At 75.2% G+C, this 22,517-nt stretch carries 20 protein-coding genes and 1 riboswitch; of the genes, 9 read left to right on the plus strand and 11 right to left on the minus strand.

Going from position 1 to position 22,517, the window contains the following annotated elements; translation table 11 throughout:
* Nucleotides 1-6: 6 nt before the first annotated feature.
* The 7 genes from ACZ6Y7_RS18070 to ACZ6Y7_RS18100 all read right to left on the minus strand — a co-directional run bounded on the left by ACZ6Y7_RS18070 (nt 7) and on the right by ACZ6Y7_RS18100 (nt 8,315).
* Nucleotides 7-1,008 (minus strand): asparagine synthetase A, encoded by a 1,002-nt coding sequence (locus ACZ6Y7_RS18070; RefSeq protein WP_465758871.1) that lies wholly within the window; start codon nt 1,006-1,008, stop codon nt 7-9.
* A gap of 229 nt (nt 1,009-1,237) precedes the next feature.
* Nucleotides 1,238-2,530 (minus strand): methylaspartate mutase, encoded by a 1,293-nt coding sequence (locus ACZ6Y7_RS18075; protein ID WP_465758872.1) that lies wholly within the window; start codon nt 2,528-2,530, stop codon nt 1,238-1,240.
* Entirely contained in the window at nt 2,527-2,970 is a 444-nt protein-coding gene (locus ACZ6Y7_RS18080; RefSeq protein WP_465758873.1) for a cobalamin B12-binding domain-containing protein, read from the minus strand. The genes ACZ6Y7_RS18075 and ACZ6Y7_RS18080 overlap by 4 nt, the downstream gene beginning before the upstream one ends.
* 242 nt (nt 2,971-3,212) lie before the next feature.
* Nucleotides 3,213-4,511 (minus strand): helix-turn-helix domain-containing protein, encoded by a 1,299-nt coding sequence (locus ACZ6Y7_RS18085; protein WP_465758874.1) that lies wholly within the window; start codon nt 4,509-4,511, stop codon nt 3,213-3,215.
* 623 nt (nt 4,512-5,134) lie between these two features.
* On the minus strand, nt 5,135-5,848 hold the full coding sequence (locus ACZ6Y7_RS18090) for an IclR family transcriptional regulator (RefSeq protein WP_465758875.1): 714 nt from the start codon (nt 5,846-5,848) through the stop codon (nt 5,135-5,137).
* Nucleotides 5,849-6,047: 199 nt separating this feature from the next.
* Nucleotides 6,048-6,190: riboswitch (SAM riboswitch) on the minus strand.
* Between the two features lie 228 nt (nt 6,191-6,418).
* On the minus strand, nt 6,419-6,847 hold the full coding sequence (locus ACZ6Y7_RS18095; protein WP_465758876.1) for a DUF7144 family membrane protein: 429 nt from the start codon (nt 6,845-6,847) through the stop codon (nt 6,419-6,421).
* A 202-nt stretch (nt 6,848-7,049) separates the two neighbouring features.
* Nucleotides 7,050-8,315, minus strand: coding sequence for a hypothetical protein (locus ACZ6Y7_RS18100; protein WP_465758877.1), 1,266 nt, complete (start codon nt 8,313-8,315; stop codon nt 7,050-7,052).
* 391 nt (nt 8,316-8,706) lie between these two features.
* On the opposite strand from ACZ6Y7_RS18100, the gene ACZ6Y7_RS18105 reads away from it, so the two are divergent.
* Nucleotides 8,707-9,210, plus strand: coding sequence for a DUF6325 family protein (locus tag ACZ6Y7_RS18105; RefSeq protein WP_465758878.1), 504 nt, complete (start codon nt 8,707-8,709; stop codon nt 9,208-9,210).
* A 23-nt stretch (nt 9,211-9,233) separates the two neighbouring features.
* Nucleotides 9,234-9,515 carry an SHOCT domain-containing protein gene (locus ACZ6Y7_RS18110; protein ID WP_465758879.1) on the plus strand — a complete coding sequence of 94 codons (282 nt, stop codon included), beginning with the start codon at nt 9,234-9,236 and terminating at the stop codon, nt 9,513-9,515.
* A gap of 123 nt (nt 9,516-9,638) precedes the next feature.
* On the opposite strand, the gene ACZ6Y7_RS18115 is transcribed toward ACZ6Y7_RS18110, so the two are convergent.
* Together ACZ6Y7_RS18115 and ACZ6Y7_RS18120 are read right to left on the minus strand one after the other, a co-directional pair.
* Nucleotides 9,639-10,115, minus strand: coding sequence for a DUF7144 family membrane protein (locus tag ACZ6Y7_RS18115; protein ID WP_465758880.1), 477 nt, complete (start codon nt 10,113-10,115; stop codon nt 9,639-9,641).
* Nucleotides 10,116-10,337: 222 nt separating this feature from the next.
* Nucleotides 10,338-10,844, minus strand: a complete 507-nt coding sequence (locus tag ACZ6Y7_RS18120; protein ID WP_465758881.1) for a hypothetical protein — start codon at nt 10,842-10,844, stop codon at nt 10,338-10,340.
* Nucleotides 10,845-11,113: 269 nt separating this feature from the next.
* On the opposite strand from ACZ6Y7_RS18120, the gene ACZ6Y7_RS18125 reads away from it, so the two are divergent.
* The 4 genes from ACZ6Y7_RS18125 to ACZ6Y7_RS18140 all read left to right on the plus strand — a co-directional run bounded on the left by ACZ6Y7_RS18125 (nt 11,114) and on the right by ACZ6Y7_RS18140 (nt 15,294).
* On the plus strand, nt 11,114-12,946 hold the full coding sequence (locus tag ACZ6Y7_RS18125; protein ID WP_465758882.1) for a glycoside hydrolase family 15 protein: 1,833 nt from the start codon (nt 11,114-11,116) through the stop codon (nt 12,944-12,946).
* A 31-nt stretch (nt 12,947-12,977) separates the two neighbouring features.
* On the plus strand, nt 12,978-13,391 hold the full coding sequence (locus ACZ6Y7_RS18130; RefSeq protein WP_465758883.1) for a DUF7144 family membrane protein: 414 nt from the start codon (nt 12,978-12,980) through the stop codon (nt 13,389-13,391).
* Nucleotides 13,388-14,794 (plus strand): MFS transporter, encoded by a 1,407-nt coding sequence (locus ACZ6Y7_RS18135; protein WP_465758884.1) that lies wholly within the window; start codon nt 13,388-13,390, stop codon nt 14,792-14,794. Before ACZ6Y7_RS18130 ends, ACZ6Y7_RS18135 begins: the two co-directional genes overlap by 4 nt.
* A 146-nt stretch (nt 14,795-14,940) precedes the next feature.
* Nucleotides 14,941-15,294, plus strand: a complete 354-nt coding sequence (locus ACZ6Y7_RS18140) for a hypothetical protein (RefSeq protein ID WP_465758885.1) — start codon at nt 14,941-14,943, stop codon at nt 15,292-15,294.
* 34 nt (nt 15,295-15,328) lie between these two features.
* Here the strand turns inward: ACZ6Y7_RS18140 and ACZ6Y7_RS18145 are convergent, their stop codons facing one another.
* Nucleotides 15,329-16,888, minus strand: a complete 1,560-nt coding sequence (locus ACZ6Y7_RS18145; protein WP_465758886.1) for an MFS transporter — start codon at nt 16,886-16,888, stop codon at nt 15,329-15,331.
* Nucleotides 16,889-17,093: 205 nt separating this feature from the next.
* Here ACZ6Y7_RS18145 and ACZ6Y7_RS18150 point away from each other — a divergent pair, with 205 nt between their 5' ends.
* From ACZ6Y7_RS18150 to ACZ6Y7_RS18160, 3 genes are all read left to right on the plus strand, one after another.
* The gene (locus tag ACZ6Y7_RS18150; RefSeq protein WP_465758887.1) at nt 17,094-17,336 is read left to right on the plus strand and encodes a hypothetical protein; all 243 of its coding nucleotides are present in this window, start codon (nt 17,094-17,096) and stop codon (nt 17,334-17,336) included.
* Between the two features lie 152 nt (nt 17,337-17,488).
* Complete coding sequence (locus ACZ6Y7_RS18155; protein WP_465758888.1) at nt 17,489-18,427, plus strand: YhjD/YihY/BrkB family envelope integrity protein; 939 nt, start codon at nt 17,489-17,491, stop codon at nt 18,425-18,427.
* Between the two features lie 224 nt (nt 18,428-18,651).
* Entirely contained in the window at nt 18,652-21,375 is a 2,724-nt protein-coding gene (locus ACZ6Y7_RS18160) for a winged helix-turn-helix domain-containing protein (RefSeq protein WP_465758889.1), read from the plus strand.
* 36 nt (nt 21,376-21,411) lie between these two features.
* Here the strand turns inward: ACZ6Y7_RS18160 and ACZ6Y7_RS18165 are convergent, their stop codons facing one another.
* Nucleotides 21,412-22,362: a hypothetical protein gene (locus tag ACZ6Y7_RS18165; protein ID WP_465758890.1), complete on the minus strand. Its 951-nt coding sequence runs from the start codon at nt 22,360-22,362 to the stop codon at nt 21,412-21,414.
* Between the last annotated feature and the right edge of the window lie 155 nt (nt 22,363-22,517).

A 22,517-nucleotide genomic window follows, 5' to 3' on the forward strand; every position in this document is an offset into this window, starting at 1 on the left:
TCGGGCTCACGGTGACACCACCCCCGCGACCTTGGGGAACGCGCTGGCCTGCCAGACCGCGTCCAGCCCGGCGACGTAGCGGGTGAGCCGCTCGACCCCGATGCCGAAGCCCGCGCTGGCCGGCACGCCCTCGCGCACCAGGTCCAGGTACCAGCGGTACTTCTGCGGGTTCTCGCCGGTCTCCCGCATCCGGGTGACGATCTCCGCGTAGTCGTTGGTGCGCTGGCTGCCGCTGCACAGCTCGCCGTAGCCCTCGGGCGCGAGCAGGTCGAAGTTCCGCAGCAGGCCCGGATCGTCCGGGTGCTCGCGGTCGTAGAAGCCGCGCGAGCCCTTCGGGTAGTCGGTGACGAAGAACGGCCGGTCGCGCCGGGCCGAGAGCAGCGCCTCGCCCTCCCAATCGAGTTCGGCGTCGGGGCTCTGCGGGTGCCCGACGCCGCGCAGCTCGGTGACCGCCTCGGCGTGCCGGATCCGGCCGAAGGAGCCCTGGAGCAGCTCGGCGAACGCCTGCGGGTCCCGGCCGAGTTCGGCGAACTCCTTGGGCAGCTCGCGCAGCACGCTGTCGACCATGTGGACCACCAGGTCCTCGGCCAGCTGGACGACGTCGTCCCGGCTCGCGCCGGCGACCTCCACGTCCAGCTGGTGGAACTCGGCCAGGTGCCGGCTGGTCCCGGCGGTCTCCAGCGGCTCCAGGCGGACGTTCGGGGCGATGCAGAAGATCTTGTCGAAGGCGAGCAGCGAGGCCTGCTTGTACAGGATCGCGCTGGTCATCAGCTTGTAGCGGTGGCCGTAGAAGTCGATGTCCACCTGCTTGGAGCCGCGCGCGCCCGGGTCGGTGACCGGGCCGATGATCGGCGGCAGCAGTTCGGTGAAGCCCTGGCCGCGCAGGAACTCGCGGGCGGCGGTGAGCAGTTGCTGCTGGATCCGGAGCGTGCTCCGGGTGGCCGGCGCGGTCAGGTGGCGGCCCGGATCGGTCGGCGGCACCGGGGGCTGGGGGGTGGAGTCGGGCATGGTCGGGGTCCTCTTCTCTCGGCGAGGGTCTCTCGGGGGCGGTGCCTCGGGGGCGGTGCCTCGGGGACGGTCTCTCGGGGGCGGTGTCTCGCGGACGGTGTCTCGCGGACGGTCTGGTGTCGGGAGGCTTCGGTGCGCGCGCGGACCGGCGCCGCGACGGGCTCGGCACCGCGTACGAGCGCCGCCGCGTACGGGCCGTGCGCCTCGTACGGTTCGGCACCGCGCGGCCTCAGCGCACGGCGGGCAGCCCCCGGGGGACGGGCGCCGCGCCCGCCGGCGCGTCGCCGCCGTCGTAGCGCCGCTGGACGTGGGAGAGCGCGGCCAGCAGCCCGGCCGAGCCGAGGATCGGCGGCCGCCCGCCCTCGACGAGTCCGGCGATCGGCATCGAGCCGACCGCGGACCAGGACAGCCGCCCGTCCGGGCCCAGCGAGCTGCGGGTGCGCCCGGCGTTGTCGGGGTGCAGGCAGTACGGCACGTCCAGGTAGCCGGCCGCGAACGCCCGGACCAGGGCCCGCCCGAGGTCGGCGTCCAGGTCGAGCACCGCGCCGATCAGCGCCCTGGCCTCGGCCTCGATGCCGGTGTCCGGTGCGGCGGCGGGCCGGGGGCGGGCCCGCTCGGCGGTGGCGGCCGCGGCGGCGGCCTCCAGCGCGCGGACGTTCTCGGCGACGGTCGGGATGCGGTGCGCCTCCGCCGTGGTCTTGACGATCAGCCGGGCGGCGCCGCCGCGCACGGCGAGCCGCGCCGCGTCCTCCAGCAGCAGCCGGGCTCCGCCGGGCGAGCGCGGGTACACGCCCATGTAGGCGTACACCACGAGGTGCCGGTCGACGTCCGCGAGCAGGTCGTCCGCGATCCGGCCGAGTGCGGCCAGCGCCTCCTCGTCCTGCCGGGCGTTGGCCTGCTGGGCGTAGCTGAGCGAGATGCTGCACAGCCCGTGCTGACGGAAGAACAGCGCCTCCAGCACGCTGATGGCGATCAGCAGCGAGGGCGGGCAGAGCTGGCCCATCATGCAGCCGCCGAAGGTCTCCAGGTGCGGCTCGGCGCCGGACTCCCGCCGAGCGGCGAGGAGTTCGCAGCTGGTCCGCCAGCGGGCCACCGCCTCGTGCAGCGGGGTGCGGCCGTAGGGCAGGCAGTAGGAGACCGGCCCGCCCTCGGTGGCGTCCAGGCCGGCCGCGAGCAGCGCCCGGACGATCCCCTCCGGCGCCGCCGAGCCGTGCCGGACCTGCACCGGGAAGCCCGCGTCCGCGACCCCGTGCAGCACCGCCCGGGTGACCTCCACCGGGTGGGTGGCGATCGGGTAGCCGTTGAGGCCCGCCCCGGCGGCCAGGGCGCGCCGCGCCATGTCGAGGTCGCCGGTGCGGGTGTAGCTGTCCAGCGTGATGGTGCCGACGGTGACGGCGGCCGCCCCCCGGGTGGCGAGCAGGCCCGCCCGCATCGGCGCGGCCTCCGCCATGCCCATCCGGGGCTGCACCACCAGCGCGCCGGCCTCCGCGGCCTGCGCGACGAACGCGCCGAAACCGGTCACAGCAGCACCCGGGTGCGCAGCCCGTCGACGAACGCGCGGAAGGCCTCGACCGAGCTGTCCTCCTCGAAGACGGCGTCGAAGCCGGCCGCCAGCAACGACCGTTCACGGTCGGGGTCGTCGGCCCCGGCGATGCCGAGCTTGCCGCCGATGACGGTCGGGGTGCTCCGCAGCTCCGGGCAAGCGCGCAGCGCGGGGGCGACCCGCAGGCCCTCCTGGTGGCCGTGCCCGTTGACGCTGCTGATCACGATCAGGTCGGGTTCGATCCGGCGGCATTCGGCGAGCAGCAGGGCGTCCGGGACGCAGGCGCCCAGATTGGTCACCCGGTGGCCCATTTCCTCCAGCAGGAGCTGCAGGAACACCAGGTTCCAGGTGTGCGAATCCGAGGCCGTCGTCGTCACGACGACGTCCAGCCCGCCGTGTTCGGCGTTTGCGTGCTCCACAACTCAGCCCTCATCGGTAGAGATCGGCGATGGAATTCCGCCGACGCCCCGGCCGGCGGTCCGGAGTTCCGGCGCGTGTTCCGCGACGGCCCGGCCCCACCGAGAACGTTAGGAACGCCCGGCCCGGGCAAGCGGCAGGTCCTGCGGCACCTTGCGGCAGAATCGGCGGCCGCCCACGGCACCGGCGCTGCCGCACGGCGGCCGGCCCCCTGGCGACACCCCGGAGGCGGCGGGGCCGCCGCTCAGCCCGCGACGGCCAGCAGCGGGACGTCCCCGGTCGGGGCGAGCCGCAGCCCCGGCTCCTCCCGGACGAGGCGGCGGCAGAGGTTGAGCACGGTGAAGCGCACGCCGTCCCGCGCGGGCACGCTGCGGATCAGCCCGCGCGACAGCAGCTCGTGCACGGTCGCCAGGCAGGTCTGCGGCGCCCAGCCGCTGCGGGCCACCGCGTCCTCCCCGGACCAGTCCCCCGGCTCGTCCACCAGGACGTCCAGCAGCGCGCGTTGACGCTCCGTCAGTCTTCGGATGGCGGGCTCCACCTCGTCCCGGACGTCTCCGCGCGCGCCGTACACCAGCGGCGGCGCCGCCAGCGTGAACGGGGAGGCCGCCAGCCGGGCCAGCAGCTGGCCGGTGGACTGCACCAGCGCCCAGCCCGCCGCACGCTCCAGGGCGCCCGGCAGGCCGTCCAGGTGGCGGCAGAGCTCGGCGACGGCCGGCGCCTCGGAGCGTTCCAGGGCGTAGCCGGGGCGCAGCCGGCACAGGTGCGAGAGCAGCAGCCGCACGGCGCCGACCTGGGCCAACGCCTCGGGTCGGGCGTCGAGTTCGGGGGCCGGTACGGGGAGCGGAGCGAGCGGGATGACCTGGCAGCCGGGCAGCGGCCGGGCTTCCCGGGCGGTGATCAGCACCCGCAGGCCGGGGCAGTGGTGGAACAGTCCGTCGAGCTGCCCGGCGTCCACCCCGCCGTCGGCGCCGTCCAGCACCAGCAGGGCGGGCCGCTCGCCGATGTCCCGGACGACGTCGGCCGGCAGGCCGCGCCAGGGGTGCGGGCCGCCGCCGCAGTCGACCCAGCGGACCGGCCAGCGGGCGCCCTGGTGCAGCCGGTGGGCCACCTCCAGGGCGAGCCTGGTCTTGCCCACCCCGCCGAGCCCGACGAGTGCCACCAGCCGGTCCCCGTGCACCGCGAAGGCGTCGGCCAGCACGTCGGTCTCCATCTCCCGGCCGACCATCGCCCCGCGCGGCACCGGCGGGGCGGCCGGGGCCGGGGGCATCACCGGCTCGCCGGCGAGCGGGTGGCGGCGGGCGGCCTCCTCGAAGTCCGCTCGGCTGCGGCCCTCCAGCCGCAACGCGTCCGCCAGCAGCCGGACGGTCTCGTTGCGGGGGCGGCGCACCCGGCCGCTCTCCATGTCCCGGATCGCCCGCACGCTGAGGGTCGCGTGGTCGGCCAGGCACTGCTGGGTCAGCCCGATCCGCTCACGCCGTACCCGCAGCAGCTCGCCGAAGCCCGCCGCCGTCCTCACCGCTTGCACCGACTGCCCGCTGTCCATGCCTCGTCTGCCCTTCCGTGGTTCGGACACTCACCGGAGGTCCGGTCCGACGGCCGCAGCACTGGGCACCCGCGCGGCCCGTGGTCCGGTCGCACGGGACCCGGTGATCAGGCTGTGGCCCGCGAACCGGTTCCCTCCGGCTCCCGATGCTCCAGGCTCGCCGTCTACGCCCGATCAACGGCCGATCACCGGCCCCACCCGCCACCTTCACGCGGGCCTCACAAGCGGACCGCGGCCCTGGCGGCGGGCGTGGTCCCGAGGGCGGGGGGCGGCCGGACGGCGGACGAACGGACCCGGGCGGGAGGCGGACGGGGCCCCGCGCCGGAGGCGTTCGGACCAGGACGCGGTCGGCCCGAGCCGGGCGCGAGGCGACGATGGCGCCTCCGGGGGCCGGCACGCCGGCCCCCGCCGGACCGCCCTCCTTCGTGCTGCCGAACACCGCTCAGATCGAGGTCGGCGCCGCGCGGTCCGTCCCGGCGGCCGGGTCGGCGCCGTGCGGGGTGTCGGTCGGCACCCCGACGCCCAGTCCCCGGCCGGTTCCCGGCCGGTTCCCCCGCGCCTCCCGCTGCCGCGGACCAGGGCCCTGAGCCGTACGGCGCGCAGGGGCGGGCGGACCCGGCCGGTCACGGGTTCCGCAGCGCCTCGGTGAGCCGGTTCGCCGCCTCGATCACGGCCTGGGAGAGCTGGGCGCCGGGGTGGCGGGTGAGCCGTTCGATCGGGCCGGAGACCGAGACGGCGGCCACCACCCGGTTGGACGGCCCGCGCACCGGAGCCGAGACGGAGGCCACCCCGAGCTCGCGCTCGCCGATCGACTGGGCCCAGCCCCGGCGCCGTACGCCGCTCAGCGCGGTGGCCGTGAAGCGCGCGCCCTGCAGGCCGCGGTGCAGCCGCTCGGGCTCCTCCCAGGCCAGCAGCACCTGGGCGGCGGACCCGACCTTCATGGGCAGCGTGATCCCCACCGGGACGGTGTCGCGCAGCCCGGAGAGCCGCTCGGCGGCGGCCACGCAGATCCGGATCTCGCCCTGACGGCGGTACAGCTGGGCGCTCTCGCCGGTGACGTCCCGCAGGTGGGCGAGGACCGAGCCGGCCGCGGCCAGCAGCCGGTCCTCCCCGGCGGCCGCCGAGAGCTCGCCGATCCGGGGGCCGAGGACGAACCGGCCCTGCAGGTCCCGGCTGACCAGCCGGTGGTGTTCGAGCGCGACCGCGAGCCGGTGCGCGGTGGGCCGCGCCAGGCCGGTGGCGGCGACGAGTCCGCCCAGCGTGGCCGGGCCGGCCTCCAGGGTGCCGAGGATCGAGGTGATCTTGTCGAGCACGCCGACGCCGCTCGTGTTCTGCATGGATGGGTACTCCGTCTCGAATCCGCGAGCGGCGGACGGCCGCGCTCGCGCAGGCTCCGGGTGGGGAGCCGTGGGGGTGTGGTCAGCGGGGGCGGGCCGGGGAAGTCGGCCGATCGCCTGCGCCGGGCACGAGACGGGTACGCGGAAGGGCCGGGGCGGGAAGCGCCCGGGCGAAGGACAGCACAGAGAGCACCGTGTCTCCTCATCTTTCCCGCGCCACAGTGGCGACAGGCCGGAGTTGGCACTGATCCCGGGCGGCACGGCGCGTACTTCGGACGCCGGGTCGACCGGGGAGTTGCCGGGGCTTCGTAGGGCCGGTCCCTCCACCCCTCTGGATGATTCGCCAGGAACCATACAAGATTCCCCGGCCCGCCCGCCAAACCCGTCCCGCCGTCGCGCGGCCGCCGTGCCCGATGGCCGACGCCTGCGCGCACCCCGCCACCGGGCGCCCCGCGCCTCCTCCCCTCGGCCGCGCCCTCCGGCTGAGGGCCCGTCAACGGCCGCCGCCCCGTCGACCGGCTGGGTCCGGTCGACGGGGCGGCGTCGCGGGCGCGGGGCCCGCGGTTGCGGTCAAGCGGGTTTCCTGGTGGTGCCGACGCACAGCGCCCAGATGACGAACGCGTCGATCGCGATGAGGACGATGGCCCAGAACGGGTAGTACGGCAGCCACAGGAAGTTGGCGATCATTCCCAGCGCGGCGACGACGACGCCGACCGCCCGGGCCCAGGTGGCACCGCTGAAGAGCGCCGCGCCCGCGAGGACGACGACGATGCCGAGGATGAGGTGGATCCATCCCCACCCCGCGGTGTTCATCTGGTACACGTAGTTGCGGGTGACGACGATCAGGTCGTCCTTGGTGATGGCCGAGATGCCCTGGAAGATCGCCATGATGCCGCCGGCGATCAGCATCACGGCGGCGAAGATGGTCCAGCCGCTCGCGAAGGGGCGGCGTTCGCCCTCGGGTGCAACGTGGCTGGTGCTGCTCACACTGCTGGTCATGACATCGACTCCTTCGGTGACGACCGCTTCGCCGACCGCGATCGGGAGGGGGCGCCCCCGACGACGGGGAGACGGCGCCCACCGGCCTCGGCTCGCGGCAGAGCCGGGAAGCAAGCCCTGACTTCACGGTAAGACCGGGCCGCGGAGCTGTCGTGGGCTGGCCGGCCCTCCGCGCGGGACCGGACGGCCCCCCGGGGTGCGCTCACCCGGGCGGCGCGGGTGGGCCGGGCGCACCGGGGGGCGTGGGCGGGCCCGGCGGCGCGGGCTCCGTGGCCGCCGTGGCCGCCGGCGGGGTGCCGGTGCCGACCCGCCCGGAGGCCGCGAGCAGCGCCAGGACGGCGATCACCGCGAGCAGGACCAGGACCAGCAGCAGGACCGTCAGCACGGTCGGGTGGTTCCACAGGGCGAACACCAGGGCGATGATCAGCAGCGCCACCAGCACCAGCGCGCGCCGGTGGGCGTCGGTCCAGGTCCCGACCCGGCCGGTGCGCACGCCGTGCGCGTCGCTCCAGCCCGCCACCGAGTCCGCGACGTGGTCGGCCCGGCCGCGGACGGCGCGCGGCAGCCGTCCCGCGCCGGAGAGGTAGGCACCGAGGGCCACCACGACGCCCAGGACGATCGCGGTGCGCAGGCTGACCCGCAGGAAGCGCAGCAGCGTGTCGAAGACCGTCGCCGCCGCGGCCGGGGACTGCACGGCCGGGGGCAGGTGGTCGAGGTAGTAGTGCCGGGCGATCACCAGCGCGATCGCGACCACCAGGCAGCCGCCCGCCGCGCCGAGCGCGGAGGTCACCAGCGCCCGGCGTCGGCGCCGGGCCAGCAGGACGCCGGCGGCGCCGAGCAGCACGGTGAGGACGGGCATCCAGTTGCCGACCACGTCCAGGGCGTGGGCACCGCCGCGGATCTTGGCCAGTTTGTCGGACTGGAACAGCACCAGGTGCTTGTCCACGTCCGGGATCTTCTCGGCCGGGGTCAGGCCGGCGGCCACCAGTTCGTCCTTCAGCCGGTCGACGGCCGCCCCGACGTCCAGGGTGACGGTGCCGTCGCTGACCCCGATCGCGCCGCGGCCCTCACCGGTGAGCGCGTGCACCACGGCCGCGTGACCGGCGCGGTTCGCCTGGGTCCACACGGTGACGAAGGCGTCGCTGTGCACGACCCGGGTCGCCGCCCGGCCGACCACCTGGTCCACCGCGTCGTCCAGTTTGGGCCCGAGCGCCTTGACCGCCGAGGCGGCCCTGGGCGGCAGCCCTTGGGACTGCAGCCAGGCCGCCAGGTCGGAGGCGACGGCCGGGCCGTCGACCTTCACGTCCACCGCCTGCGTGATCCGGGCGACCGCAGCGTCCTGGATCGCGGGATCGGTCGCCAGCGGAGCCACCGTGGAGACGTACCGGTCGGTGTCCAGCGCGATGTCGTGCACCCAGACGGTGAGCAGCGACACCGGCACCAGGATGCAGGTCAAGGTGATCAGCACGGCCGACGCGGTGCTCCGGACGACCCGCGAGGCCAGGGAGGGGCGCCGCGCCCCGGCGGTGGCCCCGTCGCGCGGACCGTCCGGAGCCGGCTCCGGCGGTGGGGGTTCCAGCGGCCCGTTCAACGGCTCTCCCGACGGTCGACACGCGGCCTTGGCGCCGCTGTCCACCATTCACGCCGCGCGTGCCGTCCTCGGCTCGCCGGGTTGGGCCGCCCGGAGCAGCCCGCCCCCGCCTCCGGGGCCGCCCCGGTACCCGCACCGCCGGGGCCGCAGCCGGCCGTCGGCTCACCCCGGGCAGGTGATCCCCGGGCGGACGGCCGCGCCTAGCGTCGAGACGACGCCCGGGCCGGTGGGCCGGGCGACGGACTCCCACGTCGGAAGGAGCACCGCCATGGCCGAGGACGACCTCGTCGAGACCGGGCCCATCGACTACCTGGTGGTCGAGTTCCCCGGCAACCGGATGACCGGGGAGGGGCTTCCGCTGCTGATCGACCTGGTGGACCGGGGTGTGATCCGCATCCTGGACTTCGCGTTCGTGCGCAAGGACACGGACGGCACCGTCACGGGGATGGAACTGGCCGACTTCGACGGCGACGGCCGGCTGGACCTGGCCGTCTTCGAGGGCGCCGGCTCCGGACTGCTCGACGCCGAGGACCTGGGCGAGGCCGGCGGCGTCATCGAGCCCGGGAACTCCGCCGGGGTGCTCGTGTACGAGAACACCTGGGCCGCGCCGTTCGCCACCGCCCTGCGCCGGGGAGGCGCCCGGGTGGTCGCCAGCGGCCGGATCCCCCTGCCGGATCTGCTGCAATCGCTGGACGCGCTGGACGGCCTGGACGTCGACGCCGGAGCGGGCACGCCGGACGACTCCGGCGCCGCACCGTCCGCCACCGGGTGAAGCCGTCGAGAGGAGAGCTGGTCATGCCTGGACTGCTGCGCGGTATGGCGCGCACCGCCGTCGTCGCCGGAACGGCGACCGCCGTGTCCAACCGGGTCTCCCGCCGTCAGGCGGGTCGCTGGGCCCAGCAGGACATGGCGGCCGAACCCGCGCCGCCGCCCCCGCCCCCGCCCCCGGCCGCACCACCGGCCCCGAGCATGGACGACAAGATCGCCCAGTTGCAGAAGCTGGCGCAGCTGAAGGACCAGGGCGTGCTGACCGAGGAGGAGTTCGCGGCGCAGAAGCAGCGGCTCCTCGCCTCCTGAGGACACGCTTGAGGACGCGCTGGAGGAGGCACACGAGGATCCGCGCCTGAGGACACGACGATGGAGGGCCGGTGCCGGGAACCCCGGCACCGGCCCTCCGGCGCGCTCATGCCCCGGACGCGCTCATGCCCCGGAACCGGGCGCGGAGCCGGAACCGGTGCCGGGCCCGGGGTCCCGGTCTGGCCCGCCGTGCGCGGTCAGGGCGTGGATGCCGATCACGTCGACCGCGACGAGGGTCACCGCCCAGAGCGGGTACGAGGGGGCGAAGGCCATCTGGGAGAAGGCGTTCAGTCCGAGGGTGACGACGCCCGTCCACCGCGCCCACGGCGCGCGGGCCACCAGCACGCCGTACGCCGCGGCGAGCTGGGCCACGGCCAGGGCCAGCATCACCCACCCCCAGGCCCGGAGGTCGCCGACCACGTAGTGGGCCCCGGCGACGAAGACGTGCGACCGGGCGATCGCCGCGATCCCGTCCAGGGCGTTGAGGGCGCCCGACAGCACCAGCAGCACCCCGGCGAAGGTGAGCGGTCCGCCGCCCGGGCGGCCGGTCGCGCGGTGACCGGCCGCCGGCTCGGCGCCGTGCGGAGCGGTGGCGGTCATGGCTGCCTCCGTACGTGGTCAGACGGCCCGGGAGGGCCCGCGAGGGAGGGCCGGCGAGGGAGGGCCCGCGAGGGAGGGCCCGCGAGGGAGGGCCGGCGAACGAGGGGCGGCGAACGAGGGGCAGGCGGACGGACGGACCGACCGTCGGAGGGCCCGGCGGACGGACCGGTCCTCCCACTCCGTCAGCCCCGCCGCCCGGCGGCACCACCCGCCCCGGGTGGTTCAGTGCCCCACGGCGACCTTGGCCGCCACGATGACCAGGCCCAGGCACAGGTTGACCAGGCCCTCCACGGCGGCCTGGCCCGGCCGCACACCCGCCCTGAGGGCCCCCAGCACCGCCCAGGCCACCTGCTGCGCGACCGCGACCCCGAGCGCCAGCCAGGCGTTGTCCCCCGCTCCGAGCCAGGGACTCACCAGCACCGCCAGGGCGGGCAGGGCCGACGCCTCGACGAGCGGCCACTCGTCCCGTCCGACCTCGCGCACCCTGCGCCACCCGACCCCCCGGCCGACCTCCCGCTCCCCGGCGACCCGCGCGTAGACGTGGGCGATCCAGAAGACGATCCCGGTGATCACCAGCAGCAGGACCAACGACAGCCGCGGGTGCGGATCGTGGACACCGGCGGCGGCGATCACGGAGGCGGCCAGCATCGAACCGTAGACCGCGCCGGCGTAGTCCGTCCGGGTGCGCGGGCGGTCCGGAGCAGGGGTGCGGCTTCGGGGTGTCGTCACGGCAGCTCCTCCCACACCGCGCGGCGGCCGCTCCGCTCGCCGCACCGGGCACGACCGATGGCTCCCGACATTCTCGTCGGCGCCGGAGCGCCCCGCCTCACCCCGGACAGGTGAGCGGGGCCGGGTCCGCCGCCCGGCCCGGCCGGCCTCCGGGCCCGACGGCCCGCCCGGGCCCCGCCCGCTCACCCATCCGGGGTGATCCGCGGCACGACCGCCCTCCGTACCGTGACGGCGAAGGCTGTTTCCTCCGTCGGCCCGGGGAGCGCACCATGAACCCTTACCCTCCGATCGCCGAGCACGGGATCATCGGCGATCTGCAGACCGCCGCGCTCGTCTCCACGGACGGCGACATCGACTGGTGGTGCACCCCGCGCTTCGACTCCCCCAGTCTGTTCGCCTCCCTGCTCGACCACACCAAGGGCGGCCGCTGCGGGCTCGCCGTCGACCGGGAGGAAGTGCCCGACGCCCAGGTGAAGCAGCTCTACCTCGCCGACACCGCGATCCTGGTCACGCGCTACCTCTCCCCGCAGGGCGTGGCCGAGGTGGTCGACTTCATGCTTCCCGAGAGGTCGACGGCCCCCGGCGACCGGCACCGGGTCTTCCGGGTGGCCCGGGCGGTGCGCGGGCGGGTCCCCTTCCTGCTGGAGTGCCGGCCGCGCTTCGACTACGGCCGCGCCACCCACGGGCTGTCCCTGCCGGACGAGCGCTGCGCGCTGCTGCGGGGCCCCGACCAGGAACTGTGCGTCCAGGCCACCGACCCGGTCGTCCTGCGGGCCGACGGCTCCGACGTCACCGCACGGTTCACCCTGGACGCGGGCGAGATGGCCACCGTGGTCCTCACCGCCCAGCCGCCGGGCGCCGCGCCGCCCGCCCCGCCGGACCACGCGGACGACCAGGCCGCCTTCGACGCCTGCCGGGCGTTCTGGTACGACTGGATCAAGTCCTCCACCTACCAAGGCCGTTGGCGGCAGATGGTGGACCGCTCGGCGATCACCCTCAAGCTGCTCAGCTACCGGCCGACCGGCGCGATGATCGCCGCCGCGACGGCCGGGCTGCCGGAACAGATCGGCGGGGAACGGAACTGGGACTACCGCTACACCTGGATCCGGGACGCCTCGCTGTCCGTCCACACCCTCATCGGCATCGGCTTCCGGGACGAGGCGCTGGCCTTCCGCCGGTGGGTCCGGGAACGGGTCGAGGCCTCCTCCCACGCCGAGGGGGAACGGCTCCAGATCATGTACCGGATCGACGGCGACCCGCATCTGACCGAGGAGTCCCTCACCCAGTGGGAGGGCTACCGCGGCTCCTTCCCGGTGCGCGCCGGCAACGCCGCCGCCGACCAGCTCCAGCTCGACATCTACGGCGAGGCGGCGTACGCGTTCGCCGCCGACGAGGACGACATGGGCGCCCTGCGCGGCTGGGACGCGTTCCGCCGGCTCGTCGACTGGCTGACCGAGCAGTGGGACCGCCCCGACGAGGGCATCTGGGAGACCCGCGGCGGGCGGCAGGACTTCACCTACAGCCGGCTGATGTGCTGGGTGGCCTTCGACCGCGCCATCCGCGTCGCCCGGACCTTCGCCCGCCCCGCCGACCTGGACCGCTGGACCTCGGAACGGGACGACATCCTGCGCCAGGTCGTCCAGCGCGGATGGAGTGCCAAGCGCGAGGCCTTCACCCAGCACTACGCCACCGACGTCCTGGACGCCTCGCTGCTGATGATGCCGAAGGTCGGCTTCCTCTCCCCCACCGACCCGGCCTGGCTGTCCACCCTGGACGCCATCGACCGGGAGCTGGTCCAGGACAGCCTGGTCTACCGCTACGACCCGGCCGCCTCCCCCGACGGGCTCAGCGGCTCCGAGGGCACCTTCAACCTCTGCACCTTCCTCTACGTGGAGGCCCTGGCCCGGGCCGGCCGGGTCGACCAGGCGCGCTACGCGTTCGACAAGATGCTCACCTACGCCAACCACGTGGGCCTGTTCGCCGAGGAGATCGGCCCCTCCGGCGAACAACTGGGCAACTTCCCGCAGGCGTTCACCCACCTCGCCCTCATCGACGCGGCGCTCGCCCTCGACGAGGAACTCGACCGCCGGGGAGCCGGCTGACCACCGCGCGTGGGCCCGAGAGGAGACCGCCGTGGCCTCCCTTCCCCGCCGCCCGGCGCGCAGGCGCCGCGCCCCGCTGCCGTTCGCCGGGGTCGTGCTGCTCCTGCTGGCCCTGTTCAACGGGATGGACGCGATGGCGGCGCTGGTCGACTCCCCCGTCCTCACCGGCACCGACCGCTACGTCTTCGGCGACCCGCACGGCCTGGGCTGGACCCTGCTCGCGCTGGCCGTCGCCCAGGGCCTGGCCGGCATCAGGCTGCTCACCGGGGACCTGCCGTCCCGCTGGTTCCCGGTGGTGGTGCTGTGCGCCAACGTGTTCGTCCAGTTCGTCTTCCTGCCGAGCTTCCCGGCCTGGTCCCTCACGATCATCGCCGTCGACCTCGTCGCGCTCCACGCCGTGCTGCGCGCTCCCGGGAACGCACCCGACGAGAGGAACCGGTCATGACCGGCACCGCCACCGCCACCGCCACGACGGGCCGCAGCGTGCTGATCCCGCTGGCGCTGGCCCAGTTCATCTGCAGCTTCGCCGGTTCCAGCATGAACGTGATGATCAACGACATCAGCACGGACCTGGACACCAGCGTCCAGGGCGTCCAAGTCGCCATCACCGTCTTCCTGTTGGTCATGGCCGCGCTGATGATCCCGGGAGGCAAGCTCACCGACCGGTGGGGCCGCAAGCGCTGCCTGATGGCCGGCCTGATCACCTACGGCGTCGGTGCCCTGCTCAGCGCGGCCGCCCCCGGACTGGGGGTCCTCATCCTCGGCAACTCCGTGCTGGAGGGCGTCGGCACCGCGCTGCTGATCCCGCCCGTGTACATCCTGACCACGCTGCTGTTCACCGGGACGGCCGCCCGGGCGCGTGCCTTCGGCACCATCATGGCCCTGGGCGGCATCGGCGCGGCCGCCGGCCCGCTCCTGGGAGGCCTGCTCACCACGGCCATCGACTGGCGCGCCAACTTCGCCTTCCAGACCCTGGTCGTGGCCCTGATCGCGTTCCTGACCCGGACGTTGAAGGACCCGCTCCCCGCCGACCCGACCCGGCCGTTCGACACCGTCGGCGCCGTCCTGTCGGCGGCCGGGCTGGTCCTGCTGGTCACCGGCATCCTCGCCGCCGACAACAGCACCTGGCTGATGGTCGGCCTCCTGGCGGCCGGTGCCGCGGTGCTGGCCGGGTTCTTCGGCTGGATCCGCCACCTGGAGCGCACCGGACGCGAGCCACTGCTGGCCACCAGCCTCTTCCGCAACCGCACCTCCAACCTGGGCCTGGTGACCCAGAACGCCCAGTGGCTCGTCCTGATGGGCGTCTCGTTCACCGTCGGCGCCTACCTCCAGGTGGTCCGCGGCTACAGCGCCATCGCCACCGGAGCGGTCTTCACCGCCGCCACCCTCGGGCTGCTCGCCACCTCGCTCGCCGCCGAGCGGCTGGCCGAACGACGCTCCCAGCGCTCCCTGATCGTCACGGGCTTCGCGGTCACCGTCGTCGGCATCGTGGTGCTCCTCCTCCTGGTGCGGGCCGTCGGCTCCGTCTGGGCCTTCACCCCCGGCCTGCTGCTGATCGGCCTGGGGATCGGACTGATGCTCACCCCGTCGGTGAACATCGTGCAGTCCGCCTTCCCCGACAGCCGTCAGGGCGAGATCTCCGGCCTCTCCCGGAGCGTCTCCAACCTCGGCTCCTCGATCGGCACCGCCGTCGCCGGCACCATCCTGGTCTCCGAACTCACCCGCAACGGGTACGCGGCGGCCATGGCGGTCCTCGCCCTCTGCGGCGTGATCGGACTCTGCGCGGCGCTCTTCCTGCCGGGCGACCGGCCCGCCACCGCGAAGGGCCCGGCCGACCGGGCACCCTGAGCGCCGGGCCGACTCCGCTCCGGCCCCCGGGTCACGACCGTCCGGCCCCCCGGCGCAGGGCCGGACGACTCATGGCGCGCGGGTCGTGACCTGCCAGGCTCGTGAGGGAAAGGTCTCCCGTCACCCCAGCGAAGGAGGCGAGACCCATGCTCGGCATCCACCACCGGGTGTCCTCTCCCGCGGTCGCGTCCGCACCCGAGGACCTCGGCCGCGTCGGCTGGTTCGTCCTCGGCTCCTCGGCACTCGCCGCCGCAGCGATCGCGCACGCGCTGTCCGGCCTCGTCGAGATCGCCAAGGACCTCGTGACGTCGGCTCCGCAGGCCGGGGCCACGCCCGCCCGCACCGTGCCGGCCGCCGCCCTGAGCACCGGCGAGCGGGACGGCTGGATCCTGCTCGGCGCCCTGCTCGTGCTGACCGGCGCCATGCGCCACGCCGTCACCAGCGGCACCCAGGGCATCAGGAACACCAACCACGCGCTCCACCGGCGCGTCGTCCGGTGACCGCGGCCGCCGCCCCGCACCGGCGGGCGTGCGCTCACGCGCGCCGGGCGGGCAGGTGGCGGGTGAAGGCGGAGGCGACGAGCGTGATCCCGGCGGCGGCCAGGAACGTCACCTTGAGACCGTCGAGTTGGGCCGCGCTGTAGGACTCGACGATGGCGTCCGCCTCCTGCGGCGGAACCGAGGTCTGCGCCAGTGCCGTGGACAGCTGCTCCGCCGGTACGAAGTCGACGCCCGCCTCGATCCTGGTTCCGGCCTGCCCGCGCACCGCGTCGGAGATCTGCGGGTGTTCGGCGACGGCCGTGCCGAACGCGGCCGTCAGGGCGCCGATCAGGATGGCACCGATCAACGCGGTGCCCAGGGACGACCCCAGGTTCTGGGCGGTGTACTGCAGCCCGCCGACCTCGCTGCGGTCCTCCTCCCCGACGCTCGACTGCACGATGTTCCCCAGTTGCGAGGCGAGCAGCCCCATGCCGATCCCCAACAGGGCCATCGCCAGCGCGAACGACAGGTCGTCGAGCTCCGGCTTGACGGTGCCGACCAGCCACAAGGACGAGGCGCACAGCACCGCCAGCCCGACCCGCACCACCGTCCTCGGCGAAGCGAACCGGCTGAGCAGCGGGCCGGACATCGAGGCAGCGAGCATCGTCACCGACACGGGGAGCAGCCGCAGACCCGTCTCGAAGGCGGTGTGCCCCAGCACGGTCTGGAGGTAGAGCGGAATGACGAAGAACAGCCCGAGGAGGATCAGGTTCTGGCTGAAGAGCATCAGCAGGCCGGAGCGCAGGGGCGGGATTCCGAACAGTCCGAACCGCACCAGCGGGTCCCGACGGCGCAGCTCCCACGACCGGAAGAGCACCAGGCACACGCCGCCCAGCGCGACGGCGAAGAGGGTCGGCGCGTACCCGAGCACGGTGAACGGCGGATCGCGGGGCTCCAGCCAACCCCAGGTGCTGCTCTGCAGCACGGCCAGCACCACCAGGCCCAGCCCCGCCACCGACAGCAGCACGCCCACCACGTCCAGCCTCGTGCGGTGCTCCGGTGCGGGGGCCGGTGCGATCCAGCGCATCAGGACGAGGATGACCAGCACCAGGACGACCTCGCCGGCGAAGACCAGGCGCCAGGTCAGGTACGTGGTCAGCCAGCCGCCGAGCAGCGGACCGACGGCGATGCCCGCGCCGGCCAGGCCGCCGATGACGCCGTAGGCGGTCGCGCGGTCCCGGCCCCGGTAGGCACCCGCCACCAGTGCGGCCAGCGCCGGCAGTACCAGGGCCGCCCCCAGTCCCTCGATCACCGACCAACCGAGCGCCAGCACCCACAGCGTGGGCGCGACGGCGGTGAGCGCCGAGCCGACGCCGTAGACCACCATCCCGATCACGAACACCCGGCGTCGCCCGAACATGTCTCCGAGCTTTCCGCCGGTGATCATGAAGGCCGCCATCACCAGCGTGTAGAGGGTGATCACCGCCTGGATCGCCGTGACCTCGGTGTGGAAGTCCTCGACCAGCCGGCTGATGGACACGTTCATCACGGACGCGTCGAGCACCATCAGGAACTGCGCCATGCCCAGGACGATCAGCGCGCGCCACCGGTTCACCGTGCCTCCTGCCGTCCGCCGGACGCGCCGACCGTGCCCGCCCCGCCGCGCGGTCCGCCCCCGGGTCCACCCACCGGTTCGACGGTAGGCGGCGCGCCGTCGGCACGGCTCACCCCCCTCGGGTGGTCCGCGGCGGGCTCCGCACCGCACAGCCTGGTCGGACGGGGACGGCAGTCCCGTCGGAGCACGCGACGGAAGGACGCCCATGCGCTACGAGTTCCGCATCGCCGGGGCGGTGCCGGACGTGATCGTCCGCGAGGCGTTCCCCGAGTTGGAGAGCGTCTTCGTGCCGGACCAGACCCTGCTGTTCGGCCCCGTCACGGACGAAGCCCACCTGTACGGCCTGCTCAGCCGCTTCCAGGCGCTCGGCCTGCACGTCGTCGAGCTGCGCCAACTGCCCGAGCGGGAGACGTCCGGACCACCACGGAGCCGGGCCCCGGGCGGCTGAGCCCGGCCACCGGAGGTTGCGCCGAACGGCGGTCCGCCCGACGTGCCGCACCGTGCCCCGTCGCCGAGTCTTGGACGGGGCCCGGAGAGTCCGCGCCGGGGGCGCCCGGCAGCGACGGCCCGGCCGAGGACATCGACCCGAGGGAGACCGGCGTGGCGGAAGAACGGCGTGGTCGGCCCAGCCGCGCTGACCGGCTCCGTGCCAGGTCCGCCTGGCTGCGCGGCAGGACGGCCACCCTGCGCGACGCCCCGTTCCCGCGCCGGCTCGCGGCACAGCTCGTCCACATCCACGTCCTGGACACCGCCACCCGCCTCGCGGCCCAGGCGTTCCTGACCGCCATCCCCGTGCTCTTCGTGCTGGCCGCCTTCATGCCCCAGGAGGTCCGCTCCAGCATCTCCGAGTCATTGCGCACCGTCATGGGGTTGCAGGGCGTCGCGCTGGACGAGGTCAAGGGCGCCCTCAACCCGTCCGGCGACGGCACCACGACCGACGCGTTCGGCGGCCTCGGGATCCTGGTGACCCTGCTGTCGGCCACCAGCTGCAGCCGCATCCTGCAGCGGCTGTGCGAGCGCAGCTGGCACCTGCCGCACCTGGCCGGACGGGTGGCCGCCTGGCGGTGGCTCACCTGGCTGCTGGTGTGGCTCGCCGCCCTGATCGTCCAGGGCCAGCTGCGGTCCGGGTTCGGGGCGGGCACCGGCCTCGGGAGCCTGCTCTACCTGATCACCGCCGTCCTGCTGTGGTGGTGGACCCAGTACCTGCTGCTCGGGGGCCGGATCCCGTGGCTGCCGCTGCTGCCGGGGGCCGTGCTCACCGGTGCCGGGCTGACCGCCCTCGCCCTGACGGCACGGCTCTACATCCCCCGCTCCCTGGACCGCAGTGTGACCCAGTTCGGCCCGCTCGGTCTGGTCTTCACCCTGCTCAGCTGGCTGATCGTGGTGTTCACGGCCGTCACGCTCGGCATCGGCCTCGGCTACGTGATCGCGGAGCAGGGCCGGCTGGCCGGGCTGCTCGCCACGCCGGAGGGCGACCGGGAGGACGGCCGGGGGGACGGCCGGGAGAACGACCCGGACGGCGACGCGGAGGACGACTGAGGGGAGCGCCGGACGGGCGCCGCGCGCGGCCCGTTCGCCCGGCCTGTTCACCCGGGCGGCCCAGCCGGCGGAGCCGGTTGGGCCCGAGGCCCCTTCCCCGGTGACCGCACGGCCCGGTCCCGCAGGACCGTCCGCCCCCTTTGCCGAGCCCGGCGCGGTCGGAAAGGATGGGAATCGTCAGTGATCCGCGCTTCCCGTGCGCAACTCGCCCTGAGGTGAGCACCATGGCCCTCGGACCAGCCGTCGCGGCGGCCGCCCGCTCGGTGGACCTCCCCGAACGCGGCCCCGCGCCGACGCATCGGATACCCGGCGGGGACCCGGTGCTCTCGGCCCGCTTCGCCGTACCCCCGCTCCCCGCGACCTTCGTCCGCCGGGAGCGCCTGGTCGAGCGGCTCGCCGAGGGCCTGGGGACGTCCCTGCTGTTCGTGAGCGGCCCGGCCGGCGCCGGGAAGACGCTGCTCGTCGCCGACTGGCTGACCACCACCCGACCGGGCGGCGCCACGGCGTGGCTCACCGTCGAGCCGGAGGACAACGCGCCCGGCGTCTTCTGGACCTACCTGCTCGAAGCCGTCCGCCACCACGGCATCGCCCTGCCGGAGGACATCGGCGTCCCCGCCCTGGCCCAGGAGGTCGACCACTCGCTGCTGGCCCGTCTGGCCGCCCACCTGAGCCGCCTGGAGGAGCCGCTGGTGCTGGTCCTCGACGAGTTCGAGCAGGTCACCTCCCCCGAGGTGGCCGCGGACCTGCACTTCCTGCTCGGCCACGCCGGCCCCGGTCTGCGGCTCGTCCTGATCAGCCGGACGGAGCCGCTGCTGCCGATCCACCGCTACCGCGCCTCCGGCGGCGTCACCGAGGTCCGGGCCGCCGACCTGGCCTTCCGGCCGGAGGAGGTCGCCGTCCTGCTCCGCCGGCACGGCCTCGACCTCCCGGCCGGCAGCAGCCGGGCACTGGCCGAGCGCACCGGCGGCTGGGCCGCCGGGCTGCGGCTGTCGGCCCTGGCCGCCCAGGGCGCCGCGGATCCCGAGGCCTACCTGGCGGAGTTCGAGGCCGGCCGGAGCACGGTCGCGGACTTCCTCCTCGCCGAGGTCCTCGACACCCAGGCCTCCGAGACGCAGGACCTCCTGCTGCGGACGAGCGTCCTGGAGCGGATCCACCCCGAGCTCGCCGACGCCCTGACCGGCCGGTCCGACGGCGCACGGATCCTCGCCGACCTGTGCCGCGCCAACGCCTTCGTCGAGCCCGTCGGGCACTCCTGGTACCGCTGCCACCCGCTGTTCGCCGAGATCCTGCGGATGCACCTGGCCGCCCGCAGCCCGGGGCTGGAACGGGAGCTCCGGCGCAGGACGGCCCGCTGGCTGGCCGGAGCCGGGTACCTGGACGAGGCGCTGCCGCACGCCGCCGCGGCCGGCGACTGGGAGTTCGCCGCGGCCCGGGTCGTCGACGGCCTCGCCCTCGGCCGGCTGTCCACCGGCAGCGACGCGGAACGGCTGGACGACCTGTTCGCGGGCATGTCCCCGCACGCCCGGGGCCCTGCCCCGGAGCTGGTCCGGGCGGCACGCGACCTGGCCCGGCACGAGGTGGACGGCGGACTCGAACACCTCCGCCAGGCCGAGGACCTGCTGCGGGAGCACGACCCCGCGGACGTGGCGCCCGCCCTCCTCGGCGCCGCCCACCTGCGGGTGCGGGCGGGCCGGCTGCTCGGGTCGGCCGACATGGCCTGGAGCGCCGCCCGGGAGGCCGAGGAGCTGGAGGAGCACGTCCCGCGGGAGCTGCTGGAGGAACGTCCCGAGCTGCGCGCGCTGCGGCTGAGCGACCTCGGGTCGGTGCTGCTCTGGGAGGGCAGCCTCGACGCCGCCGGCGCGGCTCTGACGGCCGCCCTGAGGACGCCCGACGGGACGGCCACCGTCGGCCCGCGTCAGGAGGCGCTCGCCCGGCTCGCCCTGATCGAGGTGATCGCCGGGCGGCCCGCCCGCGCCGAGGCCCACCTGCGCAAGGCCGCGGTCGAGGCGGAGCGCGCGGGGCTGCGACCGGCCTCCCGCACCGGGGCCGTCCAGGCCGTGCTCGCCGCGCTCGCCGTCGACCGCGACGACCTGCCGGCGGCGCGCGCGGCACTGGACCGGGCGGCCGGCTCGGCCGCGGTCCGTCACGACCCGGCCCTCGCCGCCGGGCTGGCGATCGTCCGGGCCCGGGTGCTGCTGGCCGGGGGCCACGCCCGGGCGGCCCTCGACGCGCTCGCACACCCCCCCGACGACGGTCCGGCCGCCGGACCGGCGCCGTCCTGGGTCCGCTCGGGCACGGCGGTGGCGCTGTCCGCCGCCCACCTCGCCGACGGTGATCCGGCCGCGGCCCTGGACGTGCTGGCCCGCGCCGGCACCGGGAGCGCGGAATGCGCCGTCGCCGCCGCCCGGGCCCGGCTCGCCACCGGGGAGCACCGCACCGCCCTCGGGCTCCTGGAGGCGATCCCCGCCCGCGGCGGCCACGGGCCCGCGATCGCCGTCCGGGTCCTGCTGACCCGCGCGCAGGCCGTCGGCGCCCTGGGCGACGAGGCCGGGGCCCAGCGGCTGCTGACCCGCGCCCTGACGCTCGCCCGGCCCGAGCAGCTGCGCGGGCCGTTCCGGGAAGCCGGGCCCTGGCTGCGGCAGCTGCTGCGGGCCCGCTCGGCCCTGGTGAGCTCCCACGGCTGGCTCCCGCCCGACCTGCTGCCCGGGACCGCGGTCACCGGGGCCCCGGACCTCGCCGCGCCGGAGCAGCCGGTCGAGCCGTTGAGCGACCGCGAACTCGACGTGCTGGAACGGGCCGCGCAGCTGATGTCCACCGACGAGATCGCCGCCGACCTGTTCCTCTCCGTCAACACGGTCAAGACGCACCTCAAGAGCATCAACCGGAAGCTCTCCGTGTCCGGGCGCAGCAGGGCGGTGCGGCGGGCCCGCGAACTGCACCTGATCTGACCCGCCCGGCCCGCTCGGCCCCGTGCCCGGGTGGGCTCAGCCCCGCGGGTCCGAACCGGGACGTCCGGCACGGAACCAGCGCCAGCCGACGACCGCCGCGCTCACCCCGAGCAGGACGAGGAACAGCGTGAGCCAGACGTTGTCCACGACCCGGAGGCCGGTGAGCAGCACGAACAGGACCGCGCCCGCCGTCGCCAGGAACGCCACCAGGGTCCGCAGCACCACCAGGAGGAGGCCGGGGCGCAGGACCGACCGGTTCCAGGTGCGGGGCGGCACGGCCCCGGCGTCGCGCGCCGCGAACCGCAGCAGGGCGCGGTCGGCGAGCTCGTTGGTGGCCCTGCGGTACATCTCGGCGCAGGCGGGCACCCAGACGAACGGCACCACCGTCCCGATGAGCAGCAGCACGCCGATGCCTGCCCAGCCCAGCCACTTGCGGACCCGTCCCAGGCTCGGGTCGTCGGGCGTCACCAGGCCGATCAGGTACGCCTGACGGCGGACGACGGACAGCCAGGAGGCCTTGGGCTCGTCACCGGCCTCACCGGCCCGGGCCGCCTCCCGCAGGGCCTGCGCCGCCAGCTCCGGCGTCGCGTGGACCCCCTGCACCACCAGGACCTCCACCGCGGCCTCCTCGCCGTGCGGGTCGAGGCCGAACAGGGCGGCGAGTTCGAGCACCATCCGCAACTGGGCGAACAGCGCGCCGAGGAAGGCGACCGGCAGCAGGAGGATGAACGGGCCGCCCAGGAAGGAGCCGTCCACCACCGAGCGGCGCACGCCGCGGGAGATGACTTCCTCGGTGAGCTCCGTCGTGGGGGCCCCGCCCCGCCGGGCTTCGCGCGCCGACGCCACCGTGTCGGCCACCGGGGGCGCCAGGAAGTCCACCGCGTAGACCGCCAGGCGCTCGGGCATGCGCGCGGGGCCCGCCCGGACCGTCCGCAGCAGTTCCACCAGGCCGGGTCGCCGTCGCCGTGCGCTCTCCGTTCCGCCCATCAGCCGCAGAATATCGCCGCCGGTCGGAGGCCGCCCCGGGTGGAGTCACCCGGCCCGGGTGATGCCGGACCGGGCCCCGGGCCGGTAGATGGACGGTGGAGAGCGAGCCGGTCCCCCGCGGGCCCCGACGCCCGGGGGCCACCGGACGCCTCCGC

The sequence above is a fragment of the Kitasatospora sp. NPDC053308 genome, from assembly GCF_055585785.1.

Coding starts and splice junctions, on each gene's coding strand:
- ACZ6Y7_RS18090 (WP_465758875.1), bottom strand. CDS start 5,848: ATGCAGAACACGAGCGGCGTCGGCGTGCTCGACAAGATCACCTCGATC.
- ACZ6Y7_RS18110 (WP_465758879.1), top strand. CDS start 9,234: ATGCCTGGACTGCTGCGCGGTATGGCGCGCACCGCCGTCGTCGCCGGA.
- ACZ6Y7_RS18095 (WP_465758876.1), bottom strand. CDS start 6,847: ATGACCAGCAGTGTGAGCAGCACCAGCCACGTTGCACCCGAGGGCGAA.
- ACZ6Y7_RS18140 (WP_465758885.1), top strand. CDS start 14,941: ATGCTCGGCATCCACCACCGGGTGTCCTCTCCCGCGGTCGCGTCCGCA.
- ACZ6Y7_RS18125 (WP_465758882.1), top strand. CDS start 11,114: ATGAACCCTTACCCTCCGATCGCCGAGCACGGGATCATCGGCGATCTG.
- ACZ6Y7_RS18160 (WP_465758889.1), top strand. CDS start 18,652: ATGGCCCTCGGACCAGCCGTCGCGGCGGCCGCCCGCTCGGTGGACCTC.
- ACZ6Y7_RS18085 (WP_465758874.1), bottom strand. CDS start 4,511: ATGGACAGCGGGCAGTCGGTGCAAGCGGTGAGGACGGCGGCGGGCTTC.
- ACZ6Y7_RS18070 (WP_465758871.1), bottom strand. CDS start 1,008: ATGCCCGACTCCACCCCCCAGCCCCCGGTGCCGCCGACCGATCCGGGC.
- ACZ6Y7_RS18105 (WP_465758878.1), top strand. CDS start 8,707: ATGGCCGAGGACGACCTCGTCGAGACCGGGCCCATCGACTACCTGGTG.
- ACZ6Y7_RS18150 (WP_465758887.1), top strand. CDS start 17,094: ATGCGCTACGAGTTCCGCATCGCCGGGGCGGTGCCGGACGTGATCGTC.
- ACZ6Y7_RS18135 (WP_465758884.1), top strand. CDS start 13,388: ATGACCGGCACCGCCACCGCCACCGCCACGACGGGCCGCAGCGTGCTG.
- ACZ6Y7_RS18115 (WP_465758880.1), bottom strand. CDS start 10,115: ATGACCGCCACCGCTCCGCACGGCGCCGAGCCGGCGGCCGGTCACCGC.
- ACZ6Y7_RS18165 (WP_465758890.1), bottom strand. CDS start 22,362: ATGGGCGGAACGGAGAGCGCACGGCGACGGCGACCCGGCCTGGTGGAA.